Here is a 13,008-nt window from a genome sequence, read left to right as displayed (position 1 = left end):
AACTTAGCTCTGTAGGGCCTCGACCTTCACCACCACAAGGGAGAGATTGTCTCCGCCGCCGTGGCCGCGTGAGCGGGCCTTTTCAATCAGAAATTCGGTGGCCTCGCGCGCGGACAGGGTGGACAGCACCGACCCCAGCTCCCCGTTGTTGAAGTAGTGCCACACACCGTCGCTGCAGGCCATCAGCACGTCACCCGCCCGCAGTTTGGGGATGAAGTGAAAGTCCACCGGCGGGTCGCTGTCCGTGCCCAGGCAGCCCATGAGGATGTTGGACTGCGGATGCACTGCCGCCTGTTCTTCGGTGATTTCGCCGCGGTTCACCAGCGCTTGCACGTAGGAGTGGTCCATGGTGCGCTTCACAAAGCGGTTGCCATGGTACTGGTACACACGGGAGTCCCCGGTGTGGGCCCAGTGGCAGTCGCCACCCGGGTTGATCAGAAATGCCGCCAGCGTGCTGTGCGGTTCTTCCTCAGAAGAAATGGCCGTCAGCTTGATGACAATGTGCGCTTCTTGCACGATTTGCATCAGGGTGGCCGCAGCGTCATCGGTTTCGGGGTCGTAGCGCTCGAACAGTTGTTTGGCGGTCATCATCACCTGATCGGAAGCTTTGCGTCCGCCGCTGCGCCCCCCCATGCCGTCCGCCACGATGGCCAGCAGGCAACCGTTGCTGCGGCCGTGCTTGAACAAGGCGACCTGGTCCTGCTGGTAATCCCGGTCACCTTTGTGAATGCCGGTGGAGGCGGTAAGACGGTATCCAGTGGCCATGGTGCGTTCGATCCAGCAATGGTTTTCCGAGAATGAAGAAACTGGCCGTATTATCGAGCGGAGTCGCCGGCAACCCGCGCCATTTAACCACGTACTTATCCCGATTTACCATTGGAAACGAATCTCCACTCCCCGCAGCGTCGGCTGATCGAGCTGCGCATCGAACACGGCGATTTGGATGCCCTGATTGACATCGCGCTGCTGGATGCGCCGAAGGATGAGCTGATGATGCGTCGTCTGAAAAAAAGGCGCTTGGCGTTGCGCGACGAGATCACCCGTTTGCAGGACGCGTTGCAGCCTGACGAGCCCGCCTGAGGTATGGGCCTGTCCGACGCGGTGACCGAAGCGTTTGCGGTGGAGGGCTCCATCGCTCGTGCGGTGCAAGAGTTTTCTCCGCGCGCCGGCCAGCTGGAAATGGCCCAGGCCGTGGCCCAGACGCTGGAGTCTGGGGGCGTGCTGGTGGTGGAGGCCGGTACCGGCATCGGCAAAACCTATGCGTACTTGGCGCCTGCCCTGCTCAGTGGTTCGCGCGTGCTGGTGTCTACTGCGACCAAGGCCTTGCAAGACCAGCTTTTCGGCCGTGACATTCCCAAGCTGCTGGCGGCCCTTGGGGTCGGGGCCCGGGTGGCGCTGCTCAAGGGGCGTGCCAGTTACCTATGTTTGCAGCGGTTGGGGGTGGCGCGTTACGGCAGCACCTTGCAAACGCCCGACGACCTGCGTTCCATCGCTGCCGTGGAGTTTTGGGCACTCGCCACCCGCACAGGGGATCTTGCCGAGCTAGCCTCCGTGGATGAACAGTCGCCCGTGATTCCGCTGGTCACCTCTACCCGCGAGAACTGCCAAGGCGGACGCTGCCCGCAATACCAAGCTTGCCATGTGTACCAGGCCCGGCGCGAGGCGATGGCCGCCGACATGGTGGTCATCAACCACCATCTGTTTTTTGCCGACTGGAATGTCAAGGAGTCGGGCGTGGCCGAGTTGTTGCCCTCGGTCGAGGCCGTCATCTTTGACGAAGCGCACCAGCTCAATGAAATTGGTGTCCAGTTTCTGGGACAACAACTCACCACGGGACAATTGCTGTCGCTGGGGCGCGATGTGGTGTTGCTGGGCAGCCAGCATGCCCGCGGGCTGGCCGATTGGCAGGGCTTGGTGGGGTACCTGGAAAACACCTTGGCGGAGTGGCAACTGCTGTGTGGTGGGCGGGCTGATATGCCGACCCGTTTGCGCTGGGTGGGCGATACCCCCGCTGGGGTCGTGCCTCAGGCCTGGTCGCAGGCCATGGGAGGGGTTGCCGCGGCCCTGGGACGCGTACTGCAGGCACTAGATCTTGTGGCGGAAATGTCACCCGACTTGGGTACCCTGCGCGAGCGCACACAGGTCTTGGTTGCGCGGCTAGATGATTTCGCAACACCGCCGCAGGCGGGCAATGTGCGCTGGCTGGAAGCCGGGTTGCGGCTGCGCTTGGTCGAGTCACCCTTGCAAATCGCCGATGCACTGCGTTCCAAAGTCGCGGGGGATGGGGGCCTGGGAGAGGGACGCAAGTCCTGGGTTTTTACGTCCGCCACCTTGGGGCATGAAGCCGGATTGCAGTGGTTTTTAGCGTCCACGGGCTTGGAGGGCGCCCAAGTCTTGCAAGTGGCCAGCCCCTTCAATTATTTGGAGCAGGCTGCACTGTATGTGCCGAAGGTTTTCCCCAAACCGTCGGAGCCCCAGCACAGCGATCAGGTGGCCGATCTGGTGGTGCAGGCCGCAGCCATTTTGGGCGGACGGACGCTGGTACTCACCACCACCTTGCGCGCTATGCGTCGCATTGGCCAGCGCTTGCGGGCGCGATTGGCTGCCACTGGCGCAATCCGGGTTCTGGTGCAGGGCGACGGCTCCAAACGCGAGTTGATAGATCGCTTTGCCAGCGCGTCGGAGGCTGCAGGGTGTGTGCTTGTGGCGTCCGCTTCCTTTTGGGAGGGGGTAGATGTCCCAGGTGCGGCGTTGCAGCTGGTGGTGATAGACAAGATCCCTTTCGCACCGCCCGACGACCCCTTGGTCGAGGCGCGTTGTCAGGCCCTGGAAGAGGAGGGGAAGAGTGCCTTTGCCCATTACCAACTGCCTCAGGCGGCAGTGGCCTTAAAGCAAGGGGTGGGGCGGTTGATTCGCCGCGAAACGGATCGTGGTGTGCTGGTGCTGTGTGACGTGCGGCTGGCCCAGATGGGCTATGGCCGCAAGCTCCTGGCAAGCCTGCCGCCCATGCGCAGGCTTGATTCGACAGATGCCTTTCAGCAGGCTTTGCGGGACCTTACCAAATCTTCCACCAAGGATCCGTATTAGGCTTGCCGCCCTTGACCAGGTAGTCTGACTGCGGGAAGGTTTTTTCCATCACGCGCTTGGTGTCGTCGCGCAGTTGCTCCATGCCCAAGGCGTCGTAGGACTTGTAGAGGATAAACAAAGCTTCTTCCACTGCGGGCACGTCGCGGTAGTCTGTCACGGCGAGTTGCGCGCGGTTGATGGCAGCCAGGTAGGCCCCGCGCTTGTAGTAATAGCGGGCCACATACACCTCGTACTGCGCGAGAGAGCCTACGATGTAGTTCATACGCTGGCGTGCGTCCGGGGTGTACTTGGAATCCGGGAAACGGGTGACCAGTTCCTTGAACGATTCGTATGACTCCTTGGCGGCCTTCTGGTCGCGCTCGGCTAGGTCTTGGCGGGTGATGGCAGACAGTACACCCAGGTCGTCATTGAAGTTCACGATCCCCTTGAGGTAGATGGCGTAGTCCAATGCCGGGCTGGCTGGGTTGAGCTTGATAAAGCGGTCCAGCGTGGCCAAGGCCTGCGCCGGTTCTGCAGACTTGTAGTGCGCATACGCCTTGTCCAACTGGGCTTGCTGCGCCAACGGGGTGCCGGCGGCACGGGCTTCGAGTTTTTCGAGCAGGGGTACAGCCTTGTCCCACTGCGATGATTGCATTTCATCTTTGGCTTCCGCGTACAAGCGGTTGGGGCTCATTCCCGCGGTTTTGTCCACCGGTGTGCTGGAGCAGCCCACCAACAGCAATGTGAAGGCCGTCAACAGCGGGGCACAAACGACCGATAATTTCACACGTAGCATCTTGGGGACCTTCTTGAATCAGACCGCCGGAATTATATCGACGCCCTCTCTGGAGCCGGACTTGGATGAGGTGGCGGAGCCGGTCGCAGAATCTGAGGTGCGCAGTGTGGTGATCGACACTCCCCAACATGGCGAGCGATTGGACCGGGCGTTGGCCTTGGCGGCCAATGAATTCTCGCGCAGCTACTTGCAGCAGCTCATCGAAGATGGCTCAGTGCGCCTCAATGCCCAAACGGTGCGCAAGACTTCGCAGCGCGTCAAGGCTGGCGACATGATCGAGGTGGAGCTGCGGCCCACGCCCCAAAGCCAGGCGTTCCGGCCAGAGGCCATGGAGCTGGACGTGGTTTTTGAAGACGCGCATTTGCTGGTCATCAACAAGCCGGCAGGTTTGGTGGTTCATCCGGCACCGGGCAATTGGAGCGGGACCCTGCTCAACGGCCTGCTGGCCCGTGACCCTGCGTGCGCCTCGGTACCACGGGCAGGCATCGTGCATAGGCTAGACAAAGACACCAGTGGCCTGATGGTGGTGGCGCGCACGCGCACCGCCATGGATGCGCTGGTCAAAGCCATTGCTGCACGGGATGTGAGCCGCCAGTATGTCGCCTTGGCACACCGTGTCTGGGCGGGTGCCGTACGGCAGACGGTAGACAAGCCCATTGGCCGCGACCCCCGCAATCGCTTGCGCATGGCGGTGGTCGATCTGGCGCAAACGTCTGGAAAAACTGCAAAAACAGATATTGTCTGGATTGCCAATGGCGGTGAGGGCTGCTGGGTGCGTTGCATTCTCCATACGGGGAGAACCCACCAAATACGCGTGCACATGGCGTCGCTAGGGCACCCCTTGATTGCCGATACGCTGTACGGCGGCAGCGCTACCGGCGCAATGGCCCGGCAGGCCTTGCATGCCTACAAGCTCGCATTTGCACACCCGGTGTCCGGCGAGCCTCTGGCATTTGAGTCCCAGCCACCTGCAGACTTCTTGCAGATGCTAGGGGACTGGGGGCTGCGATACAATGCAGCTGCAGGTCCGGGAGGACACTGAAAGCCTCGGCAAGTCGCTCCCGGGCTGGCACTGCGGCGAAATATGCCGCTGAAGTTGCCCTTGACGGCCCCACAGCAGCCGCTCACTTGTGTTGGTGACATATTCGAAATACCCTGACTATGAACATGGTCGATGCAAAGCGGGTTCTGGAAACCGCCTTGGTGTGCGCTCAACAACCTTTGCCGCTCAAAAGCATGCGAGAGTTGTTTGCGGATGCCATTGGTGTGGATTCGATCAAGCAGCTTTTGGAAGATCTGAAGAACGATTGGGCTGAGCGCGGTGTGGAGTTGGTGAGCGTGGCCACGGGGTGGCGCTTCCAGAGCCGGCCCGAGATGCGCGAGTATCTTGACCGGCTGCATCCTGAAAAGCCGCCGCGCTACACGCGGGCGACGTTAGAAACCTTGGCCATCATTGCCTACCGCCAACCGGTGACCCGGGGCGACATGGAAGACATCCGAGGCGTCACGATCAGCTCTTTGTTGATCAAACAACTGGAAGACCGTGGCTGGGTGGAGGTGATTGGGCATCGCGAGGCCGCAGGTCGGCCCGCGTTGTTCGCGACCACGAAACAGTTTTTGGATGACTTGGGGCTGCAATCGCTGGACCAGCTCCCCTTATTGGAAAGCCCCAGTAGTCCGGGTGACACATTGGAGGTGCTGGCGGCAGCACTGGAAGAGCAGCCGGTGGTGGTGCAAGCGGAGGCGACAGATCCTGATGCGCCGGGCGCGCAGATGAATATGCCTTTGGACACCTTGGGCTTGGAACAAACATGATTGGGTTAGCAGAATGAACGACGAAACAAACGAACCGAAGCTGGAATCGGACGGCGCAGTGCCCGCGTCTGCTAACAAGGCGGCCGTGCAGGCCACTTCTGCCGCGCCCACGGGCGACGCACCACCATCCGGCCCAGCGAACCGCTTTGACGACGTGATTTCTGGCCAATTCGATGCGGATGAAGCGATCGAAGACCTGACAGTGCCCAAGCGTGTGCTGGCGCCTTTGGCCGAGACCCCCAAGCTGCACAAGGTACTGGCCCAGTCGGGTATGGGTTCTCGCCTGGAAATGGAGCAACTGATTCTGGAAGGGCGCATCTCGGTCAACAACGAGCCAGCCCACATTGGCCAGCGCATTCAGTTTGGTGACAACATCAAGGTCAATGGCAAACCCATTCGCTTTCGCATTGACCCGCCCCCCGCTCGCGTGATCGCGTACCACAAGCCGGTGGGTGAGGTTGTGACCCATGACGACCCCCAAAACCGTCCTACGGTGTTCCGCCGTTTACCCAAACTGCACCAGGGCAAGTGGCAATCGGTAGGGCGTCTGGACTTGAATACAGAAGGTTTGCTGCTGTTCACCAGTTCCGGCGAGTTGGCCAATAACTTGATGCACCCCCGGTTTGGTCTGGAGCGCGAGTATGCGGTGCGTGTGCTCGGCGCCTTGAACAAGGAAGAAAAGCAGGCCCTGCTGAATGGCGTGCAGCTGGATGATGGTTTGGCCCAGTTTGGCTCCATTGAGGATGGCGGCGGCGAAGGGTCGAATTGCTGGTACCGCGTGACGATTTCTGAAGGCCGGAACCGGGAAGTGCGCCGTATGCTGGAAGCGGTGGGGCACGCGGTCAGCCGTTTGATCCGCATCCGCTACGGCGCCATGGTGCTGCCCCGTGGGCTCAAGCGTGGTGCCTGGATGGAGTTGGACGATGCAGATATCCGCTCTCTGGTGCAAGCTGCCGGTGGTGGACGTGCCCAGCGTGAAGACGGCGATGCCCGGGAACCATCACATCGTGGCGGCAATGCCAATGCCAATGGCGGTGCGCGTCCCCCAAAACAGCGTGGACGCAATACCCCTGGCCGCGGCCCCGCCTTTCCGAAGCCTGGCAACCCTGCCGCAGGTAAAAATGCCGGCCGTGGTGGTATGCGTCAGGACAAACCTGCCGACCGCCAAGCCGCCTCGTCCCAACCAGATCCCATGAAGACTGCGTTTGGGTACATCGGTGCCGACAGCTTCTCCCGGCAACGCCAAGAGGCCGGTCGCCCCAAGGGCGGCGGCAATCAGCGTCGGGGTGGACGAAATCGCTAATCACCAATGGTAAAATCGCAGGCTTTGCTCTGTTCGGGCAAATGTTGTAACAGCAAGAAACTTTAGGAACTTATATGGCAATCGAACGTACTCTCTCCATCATCAAGCCCGACGCAGTTGCGAAGAATGTGATTGGTCAAATCTACGCCCGCTTCGAAGCGGCTGGCCTGAAGGTTGTGGCTGCTCGCATGGCGCATCTGTCGCGCGGCGAGGCAGAGGCTTTCTACGCCGTGCACAAGGCACGTCCTTTCTTCAAGGACTTGGTGGACTTCATGATCTCCGGCCCCGTGATGATTCAGGCACTGGAAGGCGAAAACGCCATCCTGAAGAACCGTGACCTGATGGGCGCTACCGACCCCAAGAAGGCCGCTCCTGGAACCATCCGTGCCGACTTTGCAGACAGCATTGACGCCAATGCTGTGCACGGTTCCGACGCCGCAGAAACCGCCGCTGTTGAAGTGTCGTTTTTCTTCCCCGGCATGAACGTTTACTCTCGCTAAGTTATGCAATGACGGCCAATCTGCTCGAATTTGATCTCGAGGGCTTGGCCGCCTTTTGTGAGCGGCTCGGGGAAAAACGTTTCCGGGCCACCCAGCTGTTCCGTTGGATTCACCAAAGAGGGGCGGCTGACTTCGACAGCATGAGTGACTTGGCCAAGTCACTCAGGGAAAAGCTCAAGACCTGCGCCGAAATGCGGGCCTTGCCCGTGATCACGCAGCACATGTCCGCAGACGGCACGATCAAATGGTTGTTTGACGTAGGGCAGGGTGATGCCGTTGAAGCAGTTTTCATTCCCGAGGACGACCGAGGCACCTTGTGCATTTCATCGCAGGCCGGTTGCGCTGTGGGGTGCCGATTCTGTTCTACGGGCCATCAAGGTTTCAGTCGCAATCTCACAACTGCTGAGATCGTTGCGCAGCTATGGTTCGCCGAGCATTTTTTGCGCAAACATTTGGGCGTCACCCAACGGGTCATTTCCAATGTGGTCATGATGGGTATGGGTGAGCCCCTGCAGAACTTCTCAGCCCTAGTGCCCGCCTTGCGCACCATGCTGAGTGACCATGCCTATGGGTTGTCCAGGCGCCGTGTAACGGTGTCCACCTCTGGTGTCGTTCCCATGATGGATCGGTTGGGCGAGGAGTGCCCGGTGGCACTCGCCGTGTCTCTGCATGCGCCCAATGATGCGCTGCGCGATAGCCTGGTTCCATTGAACAAGAAGTACCCGATTGCAGAGTTGCTGGACGCTTGCCGGCGCTATTTGGCCTTCGCGCCGCGCGATTTCATTACGTTTGAGTACTGCATGCTGGATGGCGTGAACGACACGCCTGAACATGCACGTGAATTGGTGGCGTTGGTGCAGCCTGGCAAGCCTCAGACCTTGCCGTGCAAGTTCAATTTGATTCCTTTCAATCCTTTTCCGGCTTCCGGGTTGACCCGCTCGCCTAACGCGCGCGTTCAGGCCTTTTCCAAAATTCTCAGCGACGCAGGCATTGTGACCACGGTGCGCAAGACCCGTGGGGACGACATCGATGCCGCCTGCGGGCAGCTGGCGGGTGATGTCAAAGACAGAACGGATGTCGCCAAGCGAATTTTCAAGCAACGAACCGTTATGCTGCATCCTGTTTTGGAGATTGCCTCCGTCGAATCGAAAAAGGATTTGGATGCCTAAGCTTGCTGGTCTGGTTGGGAAGTGGGTGCGCGGATTGCTTTGGTCTGCGCTAGCTTTGCATGTGGTCTCGGGAGTGGTGGGCTGTGCCTCCAACTCCGCAGGTCCCGCGGGTAATGCCGACCTCATGACGGACTCGGACGAGTCTGCAGCCCGTAAGCGTGCGCGTATTCGCCTGGAGCTGGCGGCTGGGTATTACAACAATGGGCAGACCAACATTGCTTTGGATGAACTGAAGCAGTCTATTGCCGCCGATCCTAGCCTTTTTGAGGCACACAACCTGCGCGGTCTGATTTACCTGCGTCTCAATGACATGGGGTTGGCCGAAGAGAGCTTCAAGCGCGCGCTGCAGATCAACCCCCAGGCGGGCACAGTGCAACACAACTACGGCTGGTTGCTGTGCCAGCAGGGCCGTATGGCGGAGTCATACAAGCAGTTTGGCAATGCGATTGCGGATCCGACCTATACCGACCGCGCGAAATCTTGGATGGCGCTCGGTGTGTGCCAGGCTAAAGCCGGGCAACGCAGCGAGGCAGAGAGCAGCTTGATCCGGTCGTATGAGCTGGATGCTGCCAGTCCTGTCACAGGCTACAACCTGGCATTGCTGCTGTTCCAGCGTGCGGAGTATGTGCGCGCGCAGTTTTATGTTCGTCGTATTAACAATGGTGATTACGCCAATGCCGAGTCCCTGTGGCTGGGCATCAAGATCGAACGTCGCTTGGACAATCGTGAGGCTGTGTCGCAGTTGTCAGGGCAGTTGAAAAAACGTTTCCCTCAGTCCAAAGAGACAACCTTGCTGGAGCGCGGAGCATTCGATGAGTGATACACCTATGGCGGATGTTGCAGATGTGCCATCGCCGATTGTTTCTCCTGTCTTGACCGCGGGCGCAATGCTGCGCGCTGCGAGAGAGTCTGCGGGCTTGCATGTGGCGGCCTTGGCCGTGTCCATGAAGGTCCCTGTGAAGAAGCTGGAGGCGCTGGAGTCAGACCGCTTGGATCTGCTGCCAGATGCTGTTTTTGTTCGGGCCTTGGCCTCCAGTGTGTGTCGCAGTCTGAAGATAGACGCTGCTCCCGTGTTGGCTAAATTGCCGCAGAACGGTATTCCTCGTCTGGATACGGGGGAGCGCGGGATCAACGCGCCATTTCGAGCCTCTGGAGACACCAGCGCCATGTCGCTGCCGTCTTTTCTGAAGCGTCCCGCCGCACTGGTGGTCGTGGCCTTGCTGGTGGCCGCTGTGGTGGTCGTGATGGTTCCTGAGTTTCAGATGGAAAAGGTAACGGTTGCAGCGTCTGATGCTGTTGGTGCCGAGCCGGTTAAAAATCCCCAAGCTGAGGCTATTGCACCTTCTGATGTCACAACTCCTGCAGTTGCAGTGAATGTGCCGGCTGTGCCTGTCGCTACAGACGTGGTGCAAGCCAATCCACCGCAGATGTCAGTTCAAACGACAGCCATTGTGGCGCCGGCAGTTGTTCCACCTGCCCCGGTGGCGGAGGCGCCGGCAGCTTCCCCGTCAGACATGGTGGTATTCCGGGTGCGGGGACCTTCCTGGGTAGAGGTTACCGACGCCAAGGGTAGTGTGCAGGTGCGCAGAATGCTGACCCAAGGGGAGGTGGTCAAGGCCACCGGCGTGAGCCCCTTGACGGTGGTGGTAGGACGTGCCGATCTGACCGATGTAGAAGTGCGCGGCAAGGCCTTCAATGCGACCGCCATTGCCCGTGACAACGTTGCTCGATTTGAGGTGAAGTAGTGGAAGCGAATTCTCCGATTGCGCTGGCTGTGCCTGGTCAGCGACGTTCCTTGCAGTCCGCAGTGACGTGGGGAAGCCGTGTTGTTACGGTGGGTGGTGGTGCGCCGGTGCGCGTGCAGTCCATGACCAACACCGACACCGTGGATGCCATTAGTACAGCCATCCAGGTCAAAGAATTGGCCAACGCGGGTTCCGAGCTGGTTCGGATCACGGTCAACACGCCAGAAGCCGCGCAAGCCGTGCCCTACATTCGCGAACAATTGGATCGCATGGGTATTGATGTCCCTCTGATTGGGGACTTCCACTTCAACGGACATCGCCTGCTCACGGATTTTCCGGAGTGCGCCCAAGCGCTGTCCAAGTACCGTATCAATCCTGGCAATGTGGGCAAGGGCGACAAGCGGGACAAGCAATTTTCCCAAATGATAGAAGCCGCCGTCCGCTGGGACAAACCGATTCGTATTGGTGTCAACTGGGGCAGTCTTGACCAGGAGTTGCTGGCGTCCTTGATGGATGAGAATGCGGCCCGTGTAATACCGTGGGATGCCAAACAGGTGATGTACGAGGCCTTGATCACGTCAGCACTGGAGTCTGCGCAGCGCGCGCAGGAGCTGGGTATGCGGCCTGAGCAGATCATGCTTTCGTGCAAGGTTAGTGGTGTGCAAGACCTGATCGCGGTCTACCGTGAGTTGGGGCGCCGCTCGCGCTACGCTTTGCATTTGGGATTGACCGAAGCAGGTATGGGGACAAAAGGCACCGTGGCCTCTGCAGCGGCGCTCTCCGTGCTGCTGCAGGAAGGTATCGGCGATACCATTCGCGTTTCTCTGACGCCTGCGCCTGGCGAAGCTCGGACCCAGGAGGTTGTCATCGCCTCGGAAATCATCCAGGCTTTGGGGTTGCGCACGTTCGTTCCCAGTGTGACCGCCTGCCCGGGATGTGGCCGCACCACCAGTACGACCTTTCAAGAGCTGACCAAACAGATTGATGATTTTCTGCGGGAGAAAATGCCAGTCTGGCGCTCCGCCTACCCGGGTGTCGAACACTTGAAGGTGGCCGTCATGGGCTGCATTGTCAATGGTCCTGGGGAGAGCAAGCATGCGGACATTGGGATCAGCCTGCCCGGTACGGGTGAAGCGCCGTCTGCGCCTGTCTACATTGATGGCGAAAAACGCATGACCTTGCGCGGCGACGCGATTGCCACCGAATTCCAGGCGGTGGTTGAAGATTACATTCAGCGGCGTTTTGCGTCCGTAGAACCCAATTCCTGATTCAAAAACTTATGGTTGACAAGATCGTTCCACGCAAGGTGGAGAAACTCGTTGGTGTGAAAGGCATGAATGACATCCTGCCACCGGATTCAGCGCGCTGGGAATCGTTAGAAGCCACGGTGCGTGAACTCATGTCTCGCTATGCGTACCGTAACATCCGCACCCCTATCCTTGAGCAAACTGCGCTTTTTGTGCGCGGCATTGGCGAGGTCACTGACATTGTCGAGAAGGAGATGTATTCCTTTGAAGACCGTTCCGACAAGCATGGACAGGCCGAGCACCTGAGCATGCGCCCCGAAGGAACGGCGGCTGTGGTGCGTGCCGTGATCGAGAGCAACTTGCTTTACGACGGTGGCAAGCGCCTGTTTTACATGGGCCCGATGTTCCGACGCGAAAAGCCGCAACGCGGGCGTTATCGCCAGTTCCACCAAGTAGGTGTCGAGGCGCTGGGCTTTGCCGGTCCGGACACTGATGCCGAGGTGATCTTGTTGGCCACTTCGCTATGGAAGGCGATCGGTCTGACCGACGTGCGGCTGGAACTCAATAGTTTGGGCCAGCCAGCAGAGCGGGCACAACACCGTGCCCAACTCATCGCGTATTTTGAGAGGCATGCCGAGCTGCTAGATGAAGATGCTAGGCGCCGGCTGCACAGCAACCCGTTGCGCATCCTTGACACCAAAAACCCTGTCATGCAGGAGATGGTCATGGCGGCGCCGCGCCTGCTGGATTTTCTCGGCGCTGAGTCGCTTGCGCATTTTGAGGGTTTAAAGGCCATCCTCGATGCAAACGGTGTCACTTACACCATCAACCCGCGCTTGGTGCGGGGCCTCGACTACTACAACTTGACGGTCTTCGAATTTGTCACTGACCGCTTGGGCTCCCAGGGCACGGTGTGTGCCGGCGGCCGCTATGACGATCTGATCGTCCAGATTGGCGGGAAGGCCGCACCGGCCGTGGGCTGGGCCTTGGGCATTGAGCGCGTGCTGGAGCTATTGAAAGAGCAAGGCACCTCCGTATCGACACCCGTGCCAGACGCGTATGCCATCGTGTCCGAAGTCACCGACCTCCCGCAGGTCATGCGCCATCTGCAGACGTTACGGTCACTGGGGGTGTCGGTGCAGATGCACACATCTGGCCCCGAGGGCATGGCCAGTTTCAAATCGCAGTTCAAGCGTGCGGATACCTCTGGCGCCCGCTTCGCTTTGGTGTTCGGTGCCGATGAAATGCGCCAAGGCCAGGTGACCATCAAGCCCCTGCGGGATGCAACCCAAACACAAGCCACTCAGCCGCTTGACCAAATTGAACAATGGGCCAAGAGCCTACAATCCCCCGCTTAATTGAAGATT

At 59.7% G+C, this 13,008-nt stretch carries 13 protein-coding genes; 11 read left to right on the top strand and 2 right to left on the bottom strand.

Annotated elements, in window-relative coordinates:
- Window positions 1-3: 3 nt before the first annotated feature.
- A complete protein-coding gene (locus AC097R_RS13750; protein ID WP_479598705.1) occupies window positions 4-765 on the bottom strand; it encodes a PP2C family protein-serine/threonine phosphatase in 762 nt (253 codons plus the stop codon).
- Window positions 766-876: 111 nt separating this feature from the next.
- Here AC097R_RS13750 and AC097R_RS13745 point away from each other — a divergent pair, with 111 nt between their 5' ends.
- Together AC097R_RS13745 and AC097R_RS13740 are read left to right on the top strand one after the other, a co-directional pair.
- Complete coding sequence (locus AC097R_RS13745) at window positions 877-1,080, top strand: YdcH family protein (protein ID WP_477891232.1); 204 nt, start codon at window positions 877-879, stop codon at window positions 1,078-1,080.
- 3 nt (window positions 1,081-1,083) lie between these two features.
- Entirely contained in the window at window positions 1,084-3,087 is a 2,004-nt protein-coding gene (locus AC097R_RS13740) for an ATP-dependent DNA helicase (protein ID WP_479598704.1), read from the top strand.
- Here the strand turns inward: AC097R_RS13740 and AC097R_RS13735 are convergent.
- Entirely contained in the window at window positions 3,056-3,862 is an 807-nt protein-coding gene (locus tag AC097R_RS13735) for an outer membrane protein assembly factor BamD (protein ID WP_479598703.1), read from the bottom strand. The genes AC097R_RS13740 and AC097R_RS13735 overlap by 32 nt on opposite strands.
- Before the next feature lie 13 nt (window positions 3,863-3,875).
- On the opposite strand from AC097R_RS13735, the gene AC097R_RS13730 reads away from it, so the two are divergent.
- The 9 genes from AC097R_RS13730 (at window position 3,876) to hisS (ending at window position 12,999) form a co-directional block, all read left to right on the top strand.
- Complete coding sequence (locus AC097R_RS13730) at window positions 3,876-4,904, top strand: RluA family pseudouridine synthase (protein WP_479598702.1); 1,029 nt, start codon at window positions 3,876-3,878, stop codon at window positions 4,902-4,904.
- A 119-nt stretch (window positions 4,905-5,023) separates the two neighbouring features.
- Window positions 5,024-5,677 carry an SMC-Scp complex subunit ScpB gene (scpB, locus tag AC097R_RS13725; RefSeq protein WP_479598701.1) on the top strand — a complete coding sequence of 218 codons (654 nt, stop codon included), beginning with the start codon at window positions 5,024-5,026 and terminating at the stop codon, window positions 5,675-5,677.
- A 13-nt stretch (window positions 5,678-5,690) separates the two neighbouring features.
- Window positions 5,691-6,980, top strand: a complete 1,290-nt coding sequence (locus AC097R_RS13720; protein ID WP_479598700.1) for a pseudouridine synthase — start codon at window positions 5,691-5,693, stop codon at window positions 6,978-6,980.
- A 74-nt stretch (window positions 6,981-7,054) separates the two neighbouring features.
- On the top strand, window positions 7,055-7,480 hold the full coding sequence (gene ndk, locus AC097R_RS13715) for a nucleoside-diphosphate kinase (RefSeq protein WP_479598699.1): 426 nt from the start codon (window positions 7,055-7,057) through the stop codon (window positions 7,478-7,480).
- A gap of 8 nt (window positions 7,481-7,488) precedes the next feature.
- Window positions 7,489-8,649, top strand: a complete 1,161-nt coding sequence (gene rlmN, locus AC097R_RS13710) for a dual-specificity RNA methyltransferase RlmN (RefSeq protein WP_479598698.1) — start codon at window positions 7,489-7,491, stop codon at window positions 8,647-8,649.
- Entirely contained in the window at window positions 8,642-9,469 is an 828-nt protein-coding gene (gene pilW / locus AC097R_RS13705) for a type IV pilus biogenesis/stability protein PilW (protein WP_479598697.1), read from the top strand. The genes rlmN and pilW overlap by 8 nt, the downstream gene beginning before the upstream one ends.
- 7 nt (window positions 9,470-9,476) lie before the next feature.
- A complete protein-coding gene (locus tag AC097R_RS13700; RefSeq protein ID WP_479598696.1) occupies window positions 9,477-10,394 on the top strand; it encodes a helix-turn-helix domain-containing protein in 918 nt (305 codons plus the stop codon).
- Entirely contained in the window at window positions 10,394-11,662 is a 1,269-nt protein-coding gene (gene ispG, locus AC097R_RS13695; protein WP_479598695.1) for a flavodoxin-dependent (E)-4-hydroxy-3-methylbut-2-enyl-diphosphate synthase, read from the top strand. Before AC097R_RS13700 ends, ispG begins: the two co-directional genes overlap by 1 nt.
- A gap of 11 nt (window positions 11,663-11,673) precedes the next feature.
- A complete protein-coding gene (hisS, locus tag AC097R_RS13690) occupies window positions 11,674-12,999 on the top strand; it encodes a histidine--tRNA ligase (RefSeq protein WP_479598694.1) in 1,326 nt (441 codons plus the stop codon).
- Window positions 13,000-13,008 lie beyond the last annotated feature (9 nt).

This window comes from Rhodoferax sp. ZS1R25 (genome assembly GCF_056521335.1).
This window is presented reverse-complemented; position numbering and strand designations above follow the sequence as displayed.